Genomic DNA, 19576 nt, shown 5'->3' with positions numbered 1-19576 from the left:
CCAGTCTGTCAAATAGGCCGATAGACTGGCTGCATTAGGGAGGGGAAACAGCCTGTTTCCCCTCCCGTTCAGTTCACAGCCATGTATCGTGTTTTAAGGGTAAGTTGAATCGCTCAACTGTTTAACCATCGATTATATACCGCAGACCTGTTCCATCACTGATGCGGCCGGGTAGCTGGTTGGGCAGGGCAGTCGGAGGCAGAAATGAGAAATCTTGTAACACTGGCGGCCGGTTGTTTCTTGACCGCTTCCGCATGGGGAGAACCTACAGCAGAGCCTGTACTATCCGATGGCAATATCCTGGCCCGGGTTGACGATCGGATCATCACCTTCCCACAACTGAACAGTACCGCCGTGGTGGGCCTGTCAACACCGGCATTGGGAACACCCGAACGACGCACTGTGATCCTGACACTGCTGGACAAGGCGATCAGTGTCAACCTGCTCTATCTGGATGCCGTCGGCAAGGGAAAGCTGGAGGATCCGAATTTCAAACGGGAGTTGCAGGAGTATGCCGATGGCATGCTTGCGGGACTCTATCGCAGACACTACCTGAAAGCGGATTCCGCTGTCAGCGAAGTAGATATTGCCGAATATGTGAAGAAACACTTTGCCAAGGATACCGAGCTGGATGACAAGATGCGTCCCCTGGTCGAGGCAAAGGTCAAAAAAGCAAAATACCTGGTACGCAAACAGGGATTGCGCAAACATCTGCATGCCGGGACTAAGGTAATGATTCACACCAAGCATCTTGAGATTGAAGATGACGGTATACGCAGCGATGAGCAGGTGATCGCCGAGTATGACGGTAACGTAATGACATGGGGTGAGAGTAAGAAATATCTCACTACCTTGAACAACTCGATCGATATCAACAGACGCCTGAAAACCCTTAATGGACTGATAGATAACTACCTATTGGCGAAAAAGGGGCGAGAGGCGGGGCTGGATCGGGATCCGGGTTTTCAGTCCGCCCTGGCCGAATTCAGTGTGACACGCCTGGTCAATCAGCATCGTAGTGCGCTGGCGCAAGCTATGCAGCCGACGGAGCAGGAGGTACGGGACTATTTTACTGAACATCAAGGGCGCATTACCTTCAATGAGCACCGCAAACTGCAGATGGTGGTGTTGAAGGATGAGAAGACAGCGCTGGATATTATGGAAAAACTGGGGAAGGGTGAACTGACCATCTATCAGGCGGCGCTCAACCACTCCATCGATCCAAGGGCAAAGCAAACCCTGGGTGACTTCGGCTGGGTCGAGGAGGGCAGTGGCTTTCCCGCCCTGGATGAGTTGGCCTTCACCCTTGAAATCGGCGAGTTGGGAGGCCCTGTAGAGACCCCCGCCGGCTGGCATATTATTCGGGTGACTGATCGAAGGGTTTCGAAATATACCGATATCAATGATCCGGATACCCGGCAACAGACCCGTCGGCTGTTGCTGAAGGAGCGTCTCAACGACTATGTGGTCGAACTGCGTAAACGGGAGTATCCGGTAGTTGTCTATGAAGAAAACCTGAACCGGTTGCTGCAGGAAGAGGCGCAGTGGATTACCGCCAAGAGCAGGGAGATGGAACAACACCCTGAGCGAGCCAAGCTCATCCTGGATGAGATGAAGGCACTTGTGGAATAGTGACTGCTTCCATTATTTTATCATTACTTACGTAAAATTTTGGCTTTTTCTACAGCTTCGATAATTTGGGAATGTAACCGATCGAGTGGCGAGGTTCCAGCGATTTAGGGAGCAATCATAATCCGCTTGTCAGACAGGCCGGCTGACAGTTAAGTTTTGCATCCACGCTGATGATTCTGTTTTTGCCCTGTCGCTTGGCTTCCAACATGGCGTTATCGACCCGCTTCACCAGGCTTTCCATACTATCTTCAGCACAGAATTCAGTTACACCAAAGCTTGCAGATATTTTCTGCACCACGGTGAACTCTTTTTCATTTATCAGATCGAGCATTTTTTTTGCAAGTTGTCGCCCACCATCAATATCTGTTTCAGTAGAAAGTATAATGAATTCCTCACCACCCCAGCGGGCAAAAATATCTGAATCCCTGAGGGCATCTTTTATCAGTACAGAAATTTCTTTGAGTACAGTGTCTCCAGCAATGTGACCGTGCTTGTCATTGATCCGTTTGAAGTTGTCGATATCAAACATGATTGTCGTCAGAGGTCTTTTGTACCTTAAGGATTTTTCAATCTCATGCTTCAGTTTTTGCTCGAAACACTGCCGATTATAGATGCCGGTAAGAGCATCCGTGCTCGCCTGAATGATAAGGGCTTTGTTGATGGTTTTGAACTCAAATTTTTTAGTTTGGTAGCCGAGGTGTAAAGTAATCAGTGCTGTTATGAAGAACGTTGTAGGTACGATACTAGGAATTATCGCCGGCTTTTCCGGTTTTTCCGGTTCAGGTTTTGGTGCCGAGGGAATACCCATTTTCTGTAGCAGGCCAATTGCTGAATAAGTCGTATAAATGTCTCCACCATATTGACCATCGGGGGTTTTCATCGACATCACATACTTGCTTATGCTCTGCTTGTCGACGTAGTCAAGAAGTTGCATGTTATGCAAAAGCCACACGGTCAGGTGGGTGGCTTTGATCGAGGCTTTTTTATTTTCAAGGTTACTATGGCGGGAATAGCCCCCCAATTCGACTAAATAGTGATTATAATTAAAATAGTCAATAAGCGCATTCATGTCGATGGAATCGCTAACTGCCTGACGTTTGATTTCATCACTGCCATTGGTGGTATCCCAGATGGATTTGAATGCGCGAAACGCATTGTAGCTATCGTCAGAATTCTCCCCTGGTTGACTGCTGTAACCGCCGGTAACAATATCATGATTATTCTGAACGAATCGAATGACACCCTTACTCAGTTTCTCAGGTATCGGTCGGCCGGTATGTTGACTCAGTATAGCGAGGGCCCGGGCTGCAAATGAGGTGCACTTCATACTGGAATCTTTTAGGAGCTTTGGATAATGTTCATCCCAGAATCCTCCGTCCTCGTTTTGATGGGCAACGATAAAGTTCCAGATGCCATCCAGATTCAGTCTCGGGTCGTCCAGAAGGTCGAGTCTATTAAGTATCATGAGGGCATCCATGGTTGGCCTCACCCCGACGTCCTGGCCGGGCAGGGTTTTAAATCCATCATACCGGGTACCGCGTTGGTATCGGGTATAGGTTTCCACCCTAGTCTGCTTGATCTCCGTTTCGTACAGACCCAGGATGAAATCAATGACAGCATGTCGATTTATGGTGTGCAGCCCGTTCAGATCTCCCAGGGTGCTGATAGCATAGCGTGTGCCTCGCAGTGTGCTGTTATTGAGCTGTGAAGGTTCGAACAGCATGTCCGGATTGGTGACAAAGTAACCTGCTGGATTTTGCCGTTGGACGATCCATTGAGTCGTGGCCTGAGGTGAGTAGTAGATGTTATTTTCATTGTAATCATCCATCGCTTGCTGATACTGCGCTTCCAGTTCAGAAGCGTACGCAGCATCGCTGCTGATTTTCCATTGAAAGGAAATCGCCATAACAACCAGAATCCCTGCAAGCAACATCAGAACCATATTTATTTTCATATCAACCCAAACAGCAGGAAATCCCAGTAAATTATAGGGATATTCGATGTAATATGAGTTGGTATATTGTAAAGGAAAGTAAAATCTCTAATCCGTGGTCGACCGGGTTGGATCTTTCAGAGGCCTAAGCAGTATGGTTTACGGAATGCACGCCAGCAGGCGGCTAACACAGATGATCTGTACCCGTGCAATACAGTGTTGCTTAGTCGAGTCCGGTTAAGGGAGGCGTCTCACGCAGGCTCCGTTGGCATAACGATTGGCGTTCATTAGCGGCTTGTATTTTTCCTTGATCAGCGACTGTGGCTGAGTATGCGCGGCCAACGCTCATAGGCGGCGTCTTCCATCTCCGGGGTGATGGTGACCACATAGACGCGTCTTTCGTGCTCCCAGTGGGCCACCAGGCCCTGGATCCATTTGCCCGGAGTGACGTCGAACCAGTGGCTGGCGCCCTCCATATCCACCTCCATGAACTGGCTGATGAGCAGTTTTACCGGAATCGGCCGCCAGCGGTCCCAACGCCCGCCATAGATGGCATCGAGTCTGGCCCAGCCCCCCAATGGCAGTTTGCCCAGCTGGTGGGTGCGCCGTCCCCAGGGTAGCAGGTCGGCATCGCCGTGCCTGTTCTTTACCGGCAGGCAGGCCTTGGCATTGGGGAACCTGGTGCGTACCTCCTGGCCGTTGAGGGTGTAGTGGACGGCGGTGCACATCAATCAGGCCGCGATACATATTGGGATGTAGGGTGCTGTAGAATTGTTTCCCTGTGCCCAAACGGCTTCCAGGCCGGCGCGATGACATTGGGCATTTTCGAGCGGCTGAGCAGGCGAACGGGGGCCAGGGTGAATTCACCGTAGCGCTGGTTGATATGGTCCATGGCCTGGTTGAGACGATCCTGACGTTGGTGGTCCGGCTGCAGAAAATCGAGCTGGCAGTCGGCGTACTTGGGATCGAGGGCGGTGATCTGTACCTGGTGGCAGCCCTGGCCTGCCCAGTGGTTATCAAGGAAGTCCTGGCACATGGCGACGATGGTCGGGCCATGGTCGGTGGGCGGATCACAGCGATATTTGCGGCTGAGATAGCCCTCGTCGATACGCACCCCGATGTAAAACAGGCTGGCGCGGAAGTGGTGCAGTCGCAGTCGGGTGGCTACCTTCTCCGCCATATGCAACAGGAAGGTTTCGACCACCTCGCGCTGACGGGTGTTGGGGGGCATGACCTTGCCATGGCCGATCGACTTCGGCGCATCGACATCGGTATGCACCGGCTCGGGATCGAGTCCCTGGGTCATCAGCCAGATACGCCGTCCCGGGTTGCCGAAGCGGCGCCCGATCTCGCCGATAGGCAGGCGGCGCATGTCGCCACAGGTATAGACCCCCCGTTCCGCCAGGTAGCGGCCGATACCTTTGGCAATACCGCACAATTCAGTGACCGGCACCCTGGTCAGGGTCTGCTTCGCCACGCCCGGGGGGATGAGGGTCATGCCGTTGGGTTTGTCGAGTTTGGCGGCATACTTGGCAGTGGTCCTGTCGCCGCTGACGCCCACCGAGCAGAGTACCCCCCCGGAGACCTCCAGCACCGTCTGCTTGACCCGCTTTGCGATCTGGTGCGGGGTACCGAGAAGGCGTTGGCAATGGGTGATGTCGAGGAAGGCTTCATCGACGGAGAAGATCTCCATGTCCGGGGTGATGCCTGAGAGCGCCTCCATGATACGGGAGGAGACCTGGGCGTAGCGCTCCGGGCGGGCCGGTATTTGTAGAAAACCGGGACAGATCCGTTGGGCTTCTTTCAGCCGCATGCCGGTATGCACGCCATAGGCGCGTGCCTCATAAGAGCTGGTGATGATGCAGGTCCCCTGGGAGCCGTTGGTAATACCGATAGGGCGCCCCTGTAGCTCCGGGTGGTCGACCTGTTCCACGCTGCAGAAGAAGGCGTTCATATCCACCAGGATCATGGCACGGGACCAGTAGGCGTGGGGCTGGGTGTTGTCGTAAAACATGACTGCACTTTCCATTCATTGGTATCGCCTTAACTGACACACCAATACCCCCTGAATGCGTACCCGCTTTGCCGCATAGATCATGGGGGGTATATCGGGGTTTTCGGCAATCAGTTTGATGCGGCCGCTCTTGAGACGCCTGAGGCGTTTGAGGGTGGCTTCCTGGTCATCGATCAATGCCACCACGATGGCGTTATCCTCGGCGGTATCACAGCGCTCTATGATCACCAGGTCTCCATCAAGAATGCCGATACCGATCATGGAGTCTCCTTTGACCTGCAGGGCATAGCGGTTGTCGCCGAGCAGGTAGTCGGCCAGATCGAGGCGGTCCTGGCCAGGGATGGCCTCAATGGGCTGACCTGCGGCAATGGCGCCCAACAGGGGCAGGCTCAGTTTTGACGCCTGTGCCGTTTCCACCAGTTCGATGCCACGCTTACGTCCGGCTATCAGGCGTATAGCGCCCGCCTCGGCCAGGGCCTGCACATGGCGATGGGCGGTGCCTTTGGAACTGATGCCGATGCCTTCGGCAATCTCAATCAGCGAAGGGGCGTATCCCCGCCTTTTCAGGTAGCGGCGGATAAAGGTCAGGGCCCGGTCCTGGGTAGGGGTCAGCATATTCGTTCTCCAAATGTTCCATTCGATGTTTTGGAGTATAGAACATTAGGAGAACTCTGGATAGGGGGTGAATTTTGAATTGGTGCGTGCGCTACGCGCACACCCTATTTATAAATCAGATGTGAGCGAAGCGAACACCACAATTTACAATTCAAAATTAAACAAAGTTCTTTGTAATTGATGGAGAAATTCTCTATATTCTCATGATAAATAAAAGATATTTGGGGATAATCATGCCTAACCGGACCCTGCAGCGTCTTGCGCTGATTCTCGCTATCGTGATGTTGAGTGTGTGGGGAACGATCCTGATTGTCGATCCTCATCTGATCGCCGGCTATTTCAGTGTTGAGCCGGTCAATCATGCGTTTGCCGGTATGATGGGAGGGGCCCTGCTGGGATTGGCCTTTATCTCACTGGCCGGTGTTACCCGATGGATGCAAACACCACGGGCACTGGGTGTAGCCATGGCCATTCTGGTGGTGGAAACCGCCTATCTAATGTTGGGCTCCGGTGACATGCTGGTGACCCTTCCCACCACCATCAGTCTGGTGACCGCCGCCGCTGTAGCCTTCTTTCTTCTCGTCTGAATGCCTGTGTCTGCCAACTATTGGCGGCTCAGGTATAGATATGGATTCGAACAGAGCAGAAGCGTGTTCATGCGTGGAGGCCTGATGCGGACTGAGTCAAGTGACCGGGCTCGTAATAAAAAAGTACTTTCAAATCAATAACAAATATTATATGGCATACATGGGTGCCATGGCTTTGGGCGAAGCGTAGGGAATAGAATTCGCGAAATCAGTCATAAATCGCAAATATTGATTACTGTTATTGCGTGAAATTGGTATATAATTCCCAATTAAGGGCCTGCCGGGCTGATAAAGTAGAAATTAATACTAATCTTTACGGTATGCGAACTTAAGTCAGTAAGGAGCAGCACGAACAGGAGAAAACCTGCTGTGGCAGGGTGGGATTGTCCCGCATCCACCTGATTGGTCAGAGTAAAAAATTGTTGCGTGGGGGATTTATGTCAAGTGCGATAAATCTGCTGCTTGTCGAAGACGATGAAATGTTGGGCGATGGCATCCAGACCGTGTTGACGCGGCGTGGATTGTCGATCGACTGGGTACGCGATGGTCTCTCAGCCATGCAGTCTTTGAAGACTACCCGGTATGATGTGTTGTTGCTCGATTTAAACATACCCTGGCTCTCCGGATTGGAGGTCTTGGCCCGTCTCCGCTCGGATGGAAATCAGATTCCCGTCCTTGTATTGACGGCACGCTCCGAGGTTGTCGATCGCGTACAGGCGCTGGATGGCGGTGCGGATGACTATGTGGTCAAGCCATTCGATATCGAAGAGCTATGTGCGCGTATTCGCGCGCTCCACCGTCGCCACAGTGGTCAGGAAGAAGAGATTTTGCGTCATGGTGATCTTATTCTGGATCCATCTGCCCATACGGTAACCATACAGAACAGCGAAGTGTCACTGTCGGTAAAGGAGTTTGATATTCTCCAGAGCCTGATGGAGAACATGGGTCGCGTAATGTCACGCAGAAAACTCAGTGAGAAAATATACTGCCTGGATGACGATGTTGAGAGTAACGCCATCGAAGTCCATATTCATCATCTGCGTAAGAAGTTGGGAGAGCATCCGATACGCACTGTCAGGGGAGTGGGCTACGTGATAGAGAAGCCCGCAGGTGGAGTGGCAAGACGTTAGGGCCTGTTAACCGGACCTGGACTCATGGCAGCTTCACGAAGCGTTCCATGTCTGTAAAAATATCCCGCGTAACGGTAGGTCTCTGACAGCCATCCCCGGTATTTCCATGACACGTCGTACCGGGCATGCTTGCAAGGGCCGGCATCATATCGAATTCTCATTCTTCTACCTTGACCCTCTGCTATGTGGTATGTGGCGGATACTCTGGAGTTATAGATGGTTGTGCGTTCCATAAGCCTGCGCCTGTTACTGATGCTATTGGTATCGATGTTTCTGTTATGGGGCACGATACTCTATTTTACCTGGTGGAAGGCCGGTAGTGAGATCAATCGGGTCTACAATGCCGAGTTGGCCTTGGTTGCCCAACTCCTTGCGGTTGCAACGGAGCACGAATCGGAAGAGTTTGATCTGGATGAGTATCAGACTGATTTAAGTGAGTCGGGCTATCGGTTTCCGTTGCTGTTTCAGGTCTGGTCCCATGAAAACAGGTTGATGATACGGGGTCCGGAAGCACCCGATTTCCCACTTTCCGGCTCCATTGTCGATGGTTATACAGACAGTGAAATAAATGGCAAGGGATGGCGTGTCTATACCATGAATCTGAAGAATCACGACTTCCGTGTGCAGGTTGCGCGCAGCCATATGACAAGTCAGGTGTTGGTCCGTGATTTTGTTGTAGATGTCATAAAACCCTTGTTGATTGCCCTGCCGTTATCGGGAATCCTCTGGTTGATCGTGCATCAGGGCCTGCGACCGCTGAGAGAGGTAACGCGCCTGATCAGAGAACGTGACTACGACCATCTCAGTCCCGTTCATCCGACTCATGTACCCAAGGAAATAGCTGGAATGTTGGATGCGCTGAATGGATTGTTGGTGAGATTGAAGCTGGCCATCGATCGAAACAGCCGGTTTACCGCTGATGTGGCGCATGAGTTACGGACACCGATAGCCGGTATGCTCGTCCAGCTTCAGTCAAGCAAAGACGGTGATAAGGAAGCACATGGAAAAAGTGTGTTTGAGCAGATTAAAAAAGGCCTGAGTCGTCTTAATCATGTGATTAATCAATTGCTGGTGCTGTCTTCTATTGAACCGGGAAAGATCCGTAGTAACTTTACTGAACTGGATCTCGATATGTTGGCGCAAGAGGTCTTGGCGGACATCTCACCACAGGCCTTGAGTAAAGAGATCGATATGGCGCTGGAGTGTGCTGAACCCGTCACCATGGTGGGTAACCGGGAATTGATCGGACTGTTACTCGGCAACCTGGTCAACAACGCCATAAAATTTACCCCCAACAAGCGTCATGTCACGATCACAATCGCCCATACCGATGGTGGTGTGGCAGTCACCGTTGAGGATGAGGGACCGGGTATACCGGATGACAAGAAAAAATGGGTTTTTGAACGACTCAATCGCCTGCCTGGAGGGACAGATACAGGTGCCGGATTGGGCCTTTCAATAGTCAAGGAAATCTGTGAACTCCATCAAGGAAAAATCAGTTTGAACGACCCCGTTCAGGGGGAAGGGCTTATTGTGAAGCTGTTCTTCCCAGGCTTAAGAAAACCTTAATGATCTCCTGCTAGGTTATCTGAGAGCCATAGGACTGCCTGACGAACAGCCGACAGCGAATGCCATTGGCCCCTACATGGGCAACACAAATGTCGAGATAGTGTTTTCCGCTGCGGGATCGATCCAGAAAACGGTAAACTCTCATATCTAGTCGAGTGTCACGAGAATGAAATAAACCACGACTGAAAAGTTGTTTTACCCTTACCCGCGTGTTCTCCCCACACGCGGGTTTTTTTTGCCCACAATCATTCTGTTTGATCGGAATTTATCAGTTTCTCATACTCCTCTTTGAGCACACGGGCCGAGCGTAAATCCTGATTGGATATTTTGACGATACCTTTCCCTTTGAAAAGGGAAAGCAGATGGAGAGTTTTAGGTAGTTCGTGTAATCGGGCGGCCATCTCATCGACTTTTTCGGTAAATTCCGAGGGAACAAATTTATTGATGCCGATGACCATTGGGACGATGGGATCCGAGGCGACCAGGACCTCCAGATGATTGGCAATCTGCGTATTTAATTCACTGGCGGTATCAAAGGAAAAATCAGTGACCAGGGCAGCATCGGCTTTGTTGAAAAACAGGTCAATGATTGCAGTGTTGACATCGCCGACCGGTGTGGATGTGGAGAAAAACCGCTTGGCGATGGGAAGCCTTTCTTTCATCAGTGCCACATCGAGAAACAATAGTCCGAGGTTAATGCCGGAAGGGTGGGTCAACCGCTTTTGTCTCAGTTGCTCCAGGCTGCTGATCTTGTCTGAACGCCGGGTCAGAAGAACTATTTTCTGTAATTTACGCGGTCCAAAAACGACTGAGTAACGGTGGTTTTGATTAACCATGTGGTCGATTTTCAGGTAGTCCAGAGTGTCGGTCAGGACCGCGTCAAGTCTATGCTGTTGCATCGCTTTAATCACATCATTGGGTGAATCGAAGTCGAAAAACTCGCCCTTTTTACCTATGTTTTTCATGAACTCGGTGAAAACCAACTCGGTTGCAATTCGGGTATCGTTGAGGTCGGTCGAAAACATCAAACGAGACATGATGCCGATATAGGCGGTATCCCGATCGTATGGATCGGCGAGACAGCTCTCATGACCGGAGAGCAGTGCCAGGTTCAAGCCAATTACAAAACCTTGCTGTAATATATTGATGATCGGACGATTAACTGACGATGTGATCACTATTTAGTGGTCCCAGCTTGCTTCAAAAGTACCTCATGTTCATCCAATAAACTACGGCTTTCAATTAACTGGTTCTGTTCAAGTTTGACGAATTTCTTGGCGCGAAACAGGGAGAGTAGGTGCTTGATCCGTGGATTTTCATGAGCCTTGACGAGAAATTCGTCAACTTTTTTGAATATGGAATGTGGGACATTTTTATTAATGGCAATAATCTGTGGAATCATGTAGTCGGACGCGATGAGTACCTTCAGATCCTGAGGTATCTGTTTGTTCAGTTCAGCTGCCAGTTCAAAAGCGACGTCCGAGACCAGTGCACAGTCGGATTTCCCAAAAAAGAGATCGACTACTGCTGTGTTGGTATCTATAGTCTGTTTGATGCTGGAAAAATAATTGTCAAGACCTGGAAGTCCCTGTTTTCTCAATTCGACATCCAGAAAAAGCCTGCCGAGATCATGGCCATTCGGTATGGAAATTTTCTTTCCGCGCAAATCCACAAGATTTTTGATACGGTCCTTTTTACGGGTCAACAGATATGCTTTTTGATGGGCGCTCGATCCGTAGATGAGTGTATAAATATAGTCTGAGTTGATAAGATGATCCAATGCAAAGTGGTCGATAGTGTTGGTGAAGACGGCGTCAACACGGTTTTCCGATAAATCATGAATCAGTGCATTTCTATCCTCGTAAATCTTGATCTCGGATTTCATATCCATCATACCGAAGACCTTTCTGATGATCATATCAGTGGCAATCGTAGTGTCCGTTACGTTGGCGTCAAACAGTATTTTAGACATGCGGCCGAAATAGCCGATACTGGGATTATCGGTATAGCGATCAGGGAGAGGGGCAGAATGAGTCAGTATCGTTGTCAATAGTAAACAACAACTTAGTAGGTAGGAATAGGCTACTCGGTATTTCATGGTCAGCTGAAATGCAGTTTTTTAATTTTCAATTGGTTGTGTACATTGGCTTGGAGCTGAATTAGCTGATCATGTGGTCTTCCGTTTTTTTCGTTGAGGATCGAACAGTGTGACATTGGTTTTACAGATCAGTGCCTCAAGTTCACTGGCGCTCATCGGTTTGTAGAAATAGTAGCCCTGAATCAACTTGCAATCATGAGCTCTCAGCCATTCAACCTGGGCCTGGTTTTCAACACCTTCACCTATGGTTAGAATCTCCAGATTGTGTGCCAGAGAGATGATGGATTTCGATACCGCGACAGTTTTGCGATCGTGGGGTATCCTGCTGATAAACGATTTATCGATTTTTATGACATCGATGGGCAGTTCGGTAAGATAACTGAGTGATGAAAACCCGGTACCGAAATCGTCAACCGCCAGATTGAAACCCATTCTTTTCAATTGATTCAGTATAGGAAGATTCTTGCCCTCCTTACTGACCAGGACATGTTCCGTGAACTCAAGCTGAATATTGTGAGGAGAGATGTCATATTCGATGAGAGTGTTATGTAAACGTTCCGCAAAGTGATTGTCCAGCAACTCACTGCCCGATACATTGATGGAAACATTTATATCAAAATCCCATGCCTTGATTTGTTGACAGACTTTAGCGAAAACCCATTGGCCGATTTCGCCGATCAAGCCTGACTGTTCGGCAATCGGGATGAATTTACCCGGTGGTATCAAACCGCGTTCAGGTTGTTTCCAGCGTAGCAGAGCTTCACAGTGATGGATCTCACCGTCATCGGAATTGATGAAAGGCTGGTAGACCAGATAGAGCCCGGTTGAAGCAATAGCTTGTCTCAACGCTCCTTCTATGTCGAGATAGTCACGAATGTCATGATGCATCTCCTCGGAAAAGAACCGGTACGCATTCTTACCGCTTTTTTTAGCCGCATACATGGCTGTGTCGGCATTCTTGATCAACTCTTTTGTGTTGAGCCCGTCATCTGGATAAATCACTACGCCAATACTGGCGCTGACGCGTAATTCACGATCATTGCTATAGATCGGTAATTGAAAGCGCTTCAAGATGGCTGCAGCAACCTGGCTGATGGATTTTCTATTATTCACACCCTTAATGATGGCAGTGAATTCGTCACCGCCCAGGCGGCATACGATATCATCACTGCGAAGAGCCTCCTGGATGCGCCAACCGGCTTCGCTCAATACAACGTCGCCAACCTCATGGCCGAGAGAATCATTGATGATCTTAAAGTTGTCCAGGTCGAGAAAAAAGACGGCTAGGCCGCTATCGAAAGCTTCAGATTCCTCGACTGCCTCGGTGAGACGATCCATGAAGTAGCGGCGGTTGGGTAGTTTCGTCAATTTGTCGATATAGGCAAGGACTTCCAGTTCGTGTTCGAGTTGTTTACGCCGGGTTATGTCGGAGAGAATGACAAAGTAGCCTCCGCTATCGATTTCATCGATATCAAAGCGCTCGATGCGCATGGTCATGTGGGTCAGATTGTGTTTGAGTGTTCTGATAGTGATATCGGTCGACCAGTCATGTTGGTCTACACTGGAGAATTCATTTGCGATTTCGAGTTGCTTGTTTCGGCCTACTTTCAAATGATTGAGAAAAGTGAAGAGTGACATGCCATTGAAGTAGTCATCATTCTGGTTGATGATATTTTTCAATGCGGCATTGACGAATATTATCTTGTCGTTCTGATCGAATATGGCAATGGCGTCATTGGTGTCTTCAACAAGGCGTGCGAGGCGGCGTAAATCCCTGGTGTTCCTGTCCAGACTTTGTGCCATGCCGTTAAGCGTATTGGCAAGTACGCTGACTTCACCGATCGCATTGGTGGGCGCGCGAGCAGTAAGTTCGCCATGCGCCAGTCTGTTGGCAGTATGACGTAGGTTGGCCAGTTGTTGCCCTAGCTTCAGAGAGCTGCCATGCAACAGTAATAGGGATATGAAGACAAGCAAAAAACTGAATATCAGGACATTCTGGAAATAGCTGAACAACAAGGCCTCGTATTCCGTATCAGCCAAACCAAGTGAGAAGATTCCCCATTCGAGGCCGCTGATATTGATCGGTTTGGTAAAGACAAAAGCATTATTACCACTCTTCACATGTTCTATCTTATAGGGCGATGAATTCTTGAATTGTGAAAAATCCAGGCTCTTTTCCACGCTTTCAACATTCCAGCCGTCGTTTGTGAGCTTGATCGTCCGACCTTTGACCGAGGTGAATGTCACAAAAGATATTTCCGGTGTTTGTTGCAGTACCTTGTTGACATAAGAGATGATAAAGCTGAAGTCTTCCGTATATAGCGCTTCACTGCATGCGGCTATCGTCGAGTTGGCGAATGTGTCTCCCTGGATGGCGATCATCCGCACCAGCTTGTCTTTGTATATTGGTAATAGAAGGATGGAGAAAAGCAAATTGACACTCAACAGAATCAATGCGACTCTCTTGAAGAGGTGTTTGAATATTGTGGTTTGCTTCATGGGATTTCTCTCTCGCTTCTCAGGCGGACATACTTGTCACTTAACTGGCGTACATCGTATACCTCGTCCGTACTGATCCTGTGCAGTCCCTGAAACCGGAAACTCTTTCTTAAATATTGCAGGCGGGGAATCTCTTCGAGATTTTCAAGATAGGGAAATATTTTATCGATACGATGCCTGGGGAAATCCTTTCGTACAGAAATAACCATGTGAATAAATGGCGGAGATGTTTCGATTATCTCCAAACTTTGGGGAATTTGTAGATTCAGCTCGCTGGCGACTTCATAGGAAAAATCGGTGACCAGCGCCGCATCTACCTGGTTGAAAAAGAGTTTAATGATAGCTGTATTCGACTCCTTGGTCTGCCGTATTTCGGAAAAATGATCATTCGAAACAGGTAGACCAGCATGCATCAGTTCGACATCTAGAAAGCGCTTGCCCACAGCATGTCCCGAGGGAATGATGATTTTTTTATTTTGCAACTCATGCAAAGAGTCAATTCCGCTGTTGCGCCTTACAAGCAGAATATATTTCGGTTTAATGGATTGACCGTGCTGAACGGCAAATGCGATCTCAGGATGAAGGTGTTCAAAATTGTCGAGATAGAGCACAGTATCCATGAATACTGCATCAAGATTACCGGCGGCAAGTTCCCTGGTTAGTGCCTGATCGGTGTCATAGATCTTGATCCTGAACTCTTCATTATGATCCTTGAACATCTCATTGAAAAGCACGGTGAAGAGGATCTCCACGTCTGTGATCCGGGAATCATATATCGACTCAGCGCTACCGCCGACACGCATGATATTATGATTGTCGGCAACGGCGGAGAGCGATGCCAACATAATCAGTCCAATGATCCAGTTCAATCCATGGTGATTGATGGGATGTATTTTCACGACACAGAGACTATGGTGATTTACTCGATAACCTCGCTCCCCAAGAGGTAGGCAATTTCAGCCAGATGGAGCGCCTGATCATGAGTGGCGCGGGCAAGGTTGGCGCGTACCATGGCATCCAGCAGATTTGCCTCGATGATCTTTTCGGTTTTCACCGCGCCGGTCTGGTAGGCGCGATTGCTCAGGTCAAGGTTTTGTTGCGAGGTCTCGACTGCCTGTTGGGTGATGTCGACCTGCTTGTGGGCAGCTCCGGTCTTGATGAAAAGGTGTTTGATCTGTGTCGCGGTGCTTTCACTGAGCAGTAGCCTCTGCTGCTCTTTTTGAGCCTTTTTCGCTTTGGCTGCCGCAACACGCTGTTTGATCAGGCCGCCGTCAAACAACTTCAGTTCCATACCGATGGCCAACTGCCAGGCGTGTTCGTTTTCTTCAACACTCAGGCCACCATCCAGTTCATTATTGAACTCATCCACAGAGGCCATCAGGCCGATGGTAGGGTAGTGGTCACTCCTGGCTTCGTCCACTTTGGCCTCATAGGCCTCCACGGCCAGCGCCAGCTGTTCAATCTGGGGATTGAATTTCTCTGCCTGACCGATCAGCCGGTCAAGCTCAAGACTGTTCGCAGGGTCCGGATACTCCTGTGTGCCGAGCTGAATCTGTTCCTGCCATTCGAGTCCCATGGTAAAGGACAGTGCGGCCAGGGCAGCCTGGTGTTTTGCTGCAAGTTCTTCATAGGTCGCCTCAGCCAGGGTATGTGCGAGCTTGCTTTGCAGCAGGTCGAGTTTGTTGACCGATTCTGAACCGCCGTCGTAGAAGGCCTGGGTGATGTCTCTCAACACTTCGAAGGAGATGGTGATATCTTCGGCCAGGGCTGCAAGCTGCCGGGTATAGAGTGCGGCATAGTAATAGCGTTTCACATCCTGCACGATCTGCAGATTGGTTCGATGAACCTCTTTGGTGGCAATATCGACACCGAGTCGTGCCTGTTCGATCAGACTGGAACGCTTACCCCCGGTATACAGCGGGTAAGTCATTTCGAGTGAGTAGTGGGAGGTGTCCCTGCCCAACAGATCCACATCCAGCGCAGGCACTTCCACCGGCGGCAGCATGCCGGGCGCCACATCGAATCGCTGGGCCGGGAACTCGAATATAGCGGTCTCGTCCCGGCGAATGAAATTGGCGTTCAGGCTGAGTGTTGGCCAAAAGGTGGAGCGGGCCTGTTGGTACTGGGCTTCCGCAATCGCCACCGATTTTTGTGAAATGACCTTCAGTCGATTCTTTTCCAACGCCGTGGCAACCGCCTCATCAAGTGTGTACGACTTGACGTCATTAGCCAAAACCGGGTTGAGTGACGCATATAAAAGGAATAAAAGTAATAAACCTGAAAGTGCCGTTAAAAGCTCAAACAAAAGCGAGACAGGCTGAACAGCCTGCCCTATGAGTCGTTTTTTCACGTTATCCTCTGCACTAAGCATAGGCTTCTGCCATGAACGCACTATGCAAACTGTCAACAGAGTCCTTCTTAGCTTGCCAACCAAGAGGTGTAGTGTTCCATTTACTACAATGATGTTAGACTAGATCCAATATGGGTTTGTAGCAAATAAGCTAATTCTCATATTCTTTTTGGGCTATTAAACCCCACCACTGTGGATCGTCTCGTAATAGAGTTTTTCCAACTGGTTCTTATGCAGGGTCTCCTCGTTGGCGAGGAACATAAACAGATCCTTGACCGGTCCCGTTTCGGTGCTTTCTGCCAGTGCATGGTACTGCTCCATGGCTGCGTGTTCGCGGCCCAGCGCATATTGCAACACCGCCTGGTCATCGGGCTTTTCCCCCAGTTCCGGGAGATGGATGCAATCCGAAAAGCGTTTGTCGCTGGCCGGCGTCTCAACCATAGCCTGAATATGATGCTCGATATCGGGCCGTGACCTGAGCTCGTTGAAGAGATCGAAATGGCGCTGTTCCTCGTCGGCGAGTTCCTCCACCAAGTAGCGGATCTGCTTGCTGACCTTGGGGATCAAGGCTGTATAGAAGTCCCGTGCGGTCCGTTCGAACTCGATCGCAACCTCGAGAATTTCTCCCAGGCTTTTTTTCGATTGCAGCTTTTCGTAACCGCTACTCTGTCCTTCTTTCATAACCAACCCCGCTGTATGAGTTTTAAGTTTTTAAGTTGGGTGAGTTCGCTTCGCTCACGATTTCTTCTTGTTCGAACAAACGCGTGTGCTATGCGCACGTGTTAACTTAGATCTAAAAACTCACAACTCAAAACTATTTTTTATCAAGCCATGTTTCAATACTTGCCGCCACCCGGTGGCCGTCGGCAACCGCATGCACCACGTCCGGCCCATTGACACAGTCGCCGGCGGCCCAGAGCCAATCGACCGATGTGCGGCCGTTTTCATCCACTTTGAGACGTCCCCGGTGCCACTCCAGTTCTTCACTAAGGGTTTCTCCGAGTAACGAGATATCCGACATCTGGCCAATAGCCTCGATCACCATGTCACCTTCGTGGATCTGCTCGTCAGTTTCGTCATAGGCGGGTGAAAAGCGACCCTGATCATCGAAAATCGAGCGGACCTTCCAGGTCTTCAGACCCTTCAGACGGCCTCTTTCGATAATGCAGGCCTGCGGGCCCCGCGCATCGAATATTTCGATCTCCTCCTCGAGACACTCTTTGACTTCCACAGGGTCGGCCAGGAAGTGCGCCTTGTCTTCCAGGGCGGTTACCGTCACTGTCACCTGCCCATGTGCACGCCGCTGCATGCGAGCGATGCTGCGGGCGATGTCCATGGCCACATTGCCGCCACCGATCACAACGGCCTTTTTCGGCAGTTTGAATTTCTCATCGTTGGTAATCATGCGTAGCAGATCCACTGCCTTGACGACCTGTTTATGATCCGCTCCAGGTATCCGGGTCGAGCGTCCCAGGTGCAGGCCGATCGCCAGAACGACCGCATCGTGATCGGCTTGCAGCTGCTGCATGCTGATATCCACGCCAACCCGGGTATTGGTCTTGATTTTCACACCCATCGATGTGATGACATCGATGTCCCGGTCAAGCATATCGTAGGGCAGACGATAGGAAGGAATACCGTATCTGGGCATGCCGCCCGCTGCATCCCTGGCCTCGAATACGGTTACCTGATGGCCCTTTCGCACCAGATCGAATGCGGCTGTGAGACCGGCAGGCCCGGCACCGATAATTGCAATCTGTTTGCCACTCAGATAGTCGGCCTTCTGTTCCGCGACGATCTGTTTGACTCGATCGTGATCAACCGCATCCATGGCGTATCGCTTAAGCCAGCGAATGGCGACCGGTTCACCCCGCCGGCCTATGGAACAGGCCTCTTCGCATCGGTGGGTACAGACGCGGCCGCAGACATGGGAAAAGGGATTTGAATTGTAGATCCAGCGTACCGCCTCTTCAGGTTTCCCCTGCCAGATAGCGCGGATGTATTCCGGCGCATCCATATGAGTCGGGCAGGCGTCGTGGCACATACCGCACTGGACGCAGCGCGAGGCCTCAATCACGGCCTGTTGCTCACTGTATCCATGGACGATCTCATCGAAGTTGTCGATCCTGGCCTCAGGCACCAGTTCTTCCATCGCTTGCCTTTCCAGGTCAAGCAGATCGGAGTCGACACTCTTCTGCCAGCCCAGGCCGTAGTATTTGCCGTGAAGACCGGTTTCGTCGGGCAGAATGAAATAGCTGTCGATCTCTGCCTGGGTACAGGTGTGGACATACTCCCTGGAGAGCGAGATCGCCCCGGTGGGACAGATATCGACGCACAGGGCGCACCAGCAACAACGTCCGTAGTCGATGGCGGGGCGGAGGTTGCGAATGCCGTTGACCGGATCTTCCGGCAGGTGAGGGACCTTCACCATGGTGATCGCGGCATTGTCGCACACCTTTTGGCAGGAACTGCATCCAATGCACTTCTCGTGATCATTCAGGTGAAAACCGCGATAGTTTGCTGCCGCCGGTCTGGGTTCCAGTGGTACGGTTACGGGTTTGCGGGCGAAAAACTGGAGTGCCTTTAACGGGGAGAGGATGGAGCCGTGGTCCTCGTGTGCGATTGCTATCGAGTTTTGAATTTTGAGTTTTGAGTTTTGAGTTGTGTCGCTCATATCAGGGCTCTCTGCGCCGTTTGTGCTTTGGTGCATTTTGAATGGGTATTGAAGAAGTGGATGTTCATGTATTGCTTACCATTGCTGTAGTTTTGACGATGGATGTCAAAAGAGAAACCAGTTCTTCACAATCTCGAATTAATGAATCAGCCATGCGTTGTTCAAGATATTCTGTCTGTTTCAATAATTTGAGCCAATACAAAGTCTCACGCGCCTCTTTTGATGCGATGGACATTTTTGATTTGAAATCCTTTCTCGATTCCCCGGCCCTCGCCTCTTCAATATTTGCACCAATGCTGGTGCCTGAACGCAGCACTTGCTTCGAAAGCACAAACTCCTTCTTCTCATGTTGCAGGTACCTTGCCAAATGCACCACTCTTATTGCAAATTCGAAACTCTTCTCCTTCGAAATATGCCTGTTCTTATTCATTCAGCCACCTCCCTGTGACTCTTCATTAACTAAGCACTAAAAACT

At 50.2% G+C, this 19576-nt stretch carries 16 protein-coding genes; 4 read left to right on the top strand and 12 right to left on the bottom strand.

The genetic code is table 11. The features are described 5' to 3' along the window. The first annotated feature begins 204 nt into the window (after nucleotides 1–204). Nucleotides 205–1632: a peptidyl-prolyl cis-trans isomerase gene (locus CODIS_RS14055; RefSeq protein WP_069126364.1), complete on the top strand. Its 1428-nt coding sequence runs from the start codon at nucleotides 205–207 to the stop codon at nucleotides 1630–1632. 115 nt (nucleotides 1633–1747) lie between these two features. On the opposite strand, the gene CODIS_RS14050 is transcribed toward CODIS_RS14055, so the two are convergent. The 4 genes from CODIS_RS14050 to lexA all read right to left on the bottom strand — a co-directional run bounded on the left by CODIS_RS14050 (nucleotide 1748) and on the right by lexA (nucleotide 6194). Next, the gene (locus CODIS_RS14050) at nucleotides 1748–3574 is read right to left on the bottom strand and encodes a diguanylate cyclase (RefSeq protein ID WP_069126361.1); all 1827 of its coding nucleotides are present in this window, start codon (nucleotides 3572–3574) and stop codon (nucleotides 1748–1750) included. A gap of 302 nt (nucleotides 3575–3876) precedes the next feature. Beyond that, entirely contained in the window at nucleotides 3877–4293 is a 417-nt protein-coding gene (locus CODIS_RS14045; RefSeq protein ID WP_069126358.1) for a hypothetical protein, read from the bottom strand. After that, entirely contained in the window at nucleotides 4293–5594 is a 1302-nt protein-coding gene (locus CODIS_RS14040) for a DNA polymerase Y family protein (protein WP_235615227.1), read from the bottom strand. The genes CODIS_RS14045 and CODIS_RS14040 overlap by 1 nt, the downstream gene beginning before the upstream one ends. Next, on the bottom strand, nucleotides 5595–6194 hold the full coding sequence (gene lexA / locus CODIS_RS14035) for a transcriptional repressor LexA (RefSeq protein WP_069126356.1): 600 nt from the start codon (nucleotides 6192–6194) through the stop codon (nucleotides 5595–5597). It lies immediately after the preceding gene. Between the two features lie 233 nt (nucleotides 6195–6427). Between lexA and CODIS_RS14030 the strand changes: the two genes are divergently transcribed. The 3 genes from CODIS_RS14030 (at nucleotide 6428) to CODIS_RS14020 (ending at nucleotide 9480) form a co-directional block, all read left to right on the top strand. After that, nucleotides 6428–6781 carry a hypothetical protein gene (locus CODIS_RS14030; RefSeq protein ID WP_154723133.1) on the top strand — a complete coding sequence of 118 codons (354 nt, stop codon included), beginning with the start codon at nucleotides 6428–6430 and terminating at the stop codon, nucleotides 6779–6781. A gap of 437 nt (nucleotides 6782–7218) precedes the next feature. Beyond that, a complete protein-coding gene (locus CODIS_RS14025; protein ID WP_305782117.1) occupies nucleotides 7219–7911 on the top strand; it encodes a response regulator transcription factor in 693 nt (230 codons plus the stop codon). Nucleotides 7912–8127: 216 nt separating this feature from the next. Continuing rightward, a complete protein-coding gene (locus tag CODIS_RS14020) occupies nucleotides 8128–9480 on the top strand; it encodes an ATP-binding protein (protein WP_069126351.1) in 1353 nt (450 codons plus the stop codon). A gap of 245 nt (nucleotides 9481–9725) precedes the next feature. On the opposite strand, the gene CODIS_RS14015 is transcribed toward CODIS_RS14020, so the two are convergent. From CODIS_RS14015 to CODIS_RS13980, 8 genes are all read right to left on the bottom strand, one after another. Further along, nucleotides 9726–10658: a phosphate/phosphite/phosphonate ABC transporter substrate-binding protein gene (locus CODIS_RS14015; RefSeq protein WP_069126350.1), complete on the bottom strand. Its 933-nt coding sequence runs from the start codon at nucleotides 10656–10658 to the stop codon at nucleotides 9726–9728. After that, nucleotides 10658–11374, bottom strand: a complete 717-nt coding sequence (locus CODIS_RS14010; protein ID WP_162420229.1) for a phosphate/phosphite/phosphonate ABC transporter substrate-binding protein — start codon at nucleotides 11372–11374, stop codon at nucleotides 10658–10660. Before CODIS_RS14010 ends, CODIS_RS14015 begins: the two co-directional genes overlap by 1 nt. A 273-nt stretch (nucleotides 11375–11647) precedes the next feature. Further along, nucleotides 11648–14077: a putative bifunctional diguanylate cyclase/phosphodiesterase gene (locus CODIS_RS14005; RefSeq protein WP_069126344.1), complete on the bottom strand. Its 2430-nt coding sequence runs from the start codon at nucleotides 14075–14077 to the stop codon at nucleotides 11648–11650. Next, on the bottom strand, nucleotides 14074–14976 hold the full coding sequence (locus CODIS_RS14000; protein ID WP_069126342.1) for a phosphate/phosphite/phosphonate ABC transporter substrate-binding protein: 903 nt from the start codon (nucleotides 14974–14976) through the stop codon (nucleotides 14074–14076). The genes CODIS_RS14005 and CODIS_RS14000 overlap by 4 nt, the downstream gene beginning before the upstream one ends. A 20-nt stretch (nucleotides 14977–14996) precedes the next feature. Further along, nucleotides 14997–16427, bottom strand: coding sequence for a TolC family protein (locus CODIS_RS13995; protein ID WP_162420228.1), 1431 nt, complete (start codon nucleotides 16425–16427; stop codon nucleotides 14997–14999). A 177-nt stretch (nucleotides 16428–16604) separates the two neighbouring features. Next, on the bottom strand, nucleotides 16605–17108 hold the full coding sequence (locus tag CODIS_RS13990; RefSeq protein ID WP_069126337.1) for a ferritin family protein: 504 nt from the start codon (nucleotides 17106–17108) through the stop codon (nucleotides 16605–16607). Between the two features lie 133 nt (nucleotides 17109–17241). Further along, nucleotides 17242–19101: an FAD-dependent oxidoreductase gene (locus tag CODIS_RS13985; protein ID WP_069126334.1), complete on the bottom strand. Its 1860-nt coding sequence runs from the start codon at nucleotides 19099–19101 to the stop codon at nucleotides 17242–17244. Between the two features lie 64 nt (nucleotides 19102–19165). Further along, nucleotides 19166–19531, bottom strand: a complete 366-nt coding sequence (locus CODIS_RS13980; protein WP_069126332.1) for a four helix bundle protein — start codon at nucleotides 19529–19531, stop codon at nucleotides 19166–19168. Nucleotides 19532–19576: the final 45 nt, after the last annotated feature.

Origin of the sequence: Candidatus Thiodiazotropha endolucinida (assembly GCF_001715975.1) — a bacterium.
GTDB classification, from domain to species: Bacteria; Pseudomonadota; Gammaproteobacteria; order Chromatiales; family Chromatiaceae; genus Thiodiazotropha; species Thiodiazotropha endolucinida.
The sequence above is the reverse complement of the archived record's forward strand: the minus strand, read 5'-3'. Positions and strand labels throughout refer to the sequence as shown.

Excerpts from the sequence above, each read along its gene's own strand:
- CODIS_RS14020 (WP_069126351.1), top strand. The coding sequence starts at position 8,128 with ATGGTTGTGCGTTCCATAAGCCTGCGCCTGTTACTGATGCTATTGGTA.
- CODIS_RS13990 (WP_069126337.1), bottom strand. The coding sequence starts at position 17,108 with ATGAAAGAAGGACAGAGTAGCGGTTACGAAAAGCTGCAATCGAAAAAA.
- CODIS_RS14030 (WP_154723133.1), top strand. The coding sequence starts at position 6,428 with ATGCCTAACCGGACCCTGCAGCGTCTTGCGCTGATTCTCGCTATCGTG.
- CODIS_RS13985 (WP_069126334.1), bottom strand. The coding sequence starts at position 19,101 with ATGAGCGACACAACTCAAAACTCAAAACTCAAAATTCAAAACTCGATA.
- CODIS_RS14055 (WP_069126364.1), top strand. The coding sequence starts at position 205 with ATGAGAAATCTTGTAACACTGGCGGCCGGTTGTTTCTTGACCGCTTCC.
- lexA (WP_069126356.1), bottom strand. The coding sequence starts at position 6,194 with ATGCTGACCCCTACCCAGGACCGGGCCCTGACCTTTATCCGCCGCTAC.
- CODIS_RS14010 (WP_162420229.1), bottom strand. The coding sequence starts at position 11,374 with ATGATGGATATGAAATCCGAGATCAAGATTTACGAGGATAGAAATGCA.
- CODIS_RS14025 (WP_305782117.1), top strand. The coding sequence starts at position 7,219 with ATGTCAAGTGCGATAAATCTGCTGCTTGTCGAAGACGATGAAATGTTG.
- CODIS_RS14050 (WP_069126361.1), bottom strand. The coding sequence starts at position 3,574 with ATGGTTCTGATGTTGCTTGCAGGGATTCTGGTTGTTATGGCGATTTCC.
- CODIS_RS14005 (WP_069126344.1), bottom strand. The coding sequence starts at position 14,077 with ATGAAGCAAACCACAATATTCAAACACCTCTTCAAGAGAGTCGCATTG.
- CODIS_RS14045 (WP_069126358.1), bottom strand. The coding sequence starts at position 4,293 with ATGTGCACCGCCGTCCACTACACCCTCAACGGCCAGGAGGTACGCACC.
- CODIS_RS14040 (WP_235615227.1), bottom strand. The coding sequence starts at position 5,594 with ATGGAAAGTGCAGTCATGTTTTACGACAACACCCAGCCCCACGCCTAC.
- CODIS_RS13980 (WP_069126332.1), bottom strand. The coding sequence starts at position 19,531 with ATGAATAAGAACAGGCATATTTCGAAGGAGAAGAGTTTCGAATTTGCA.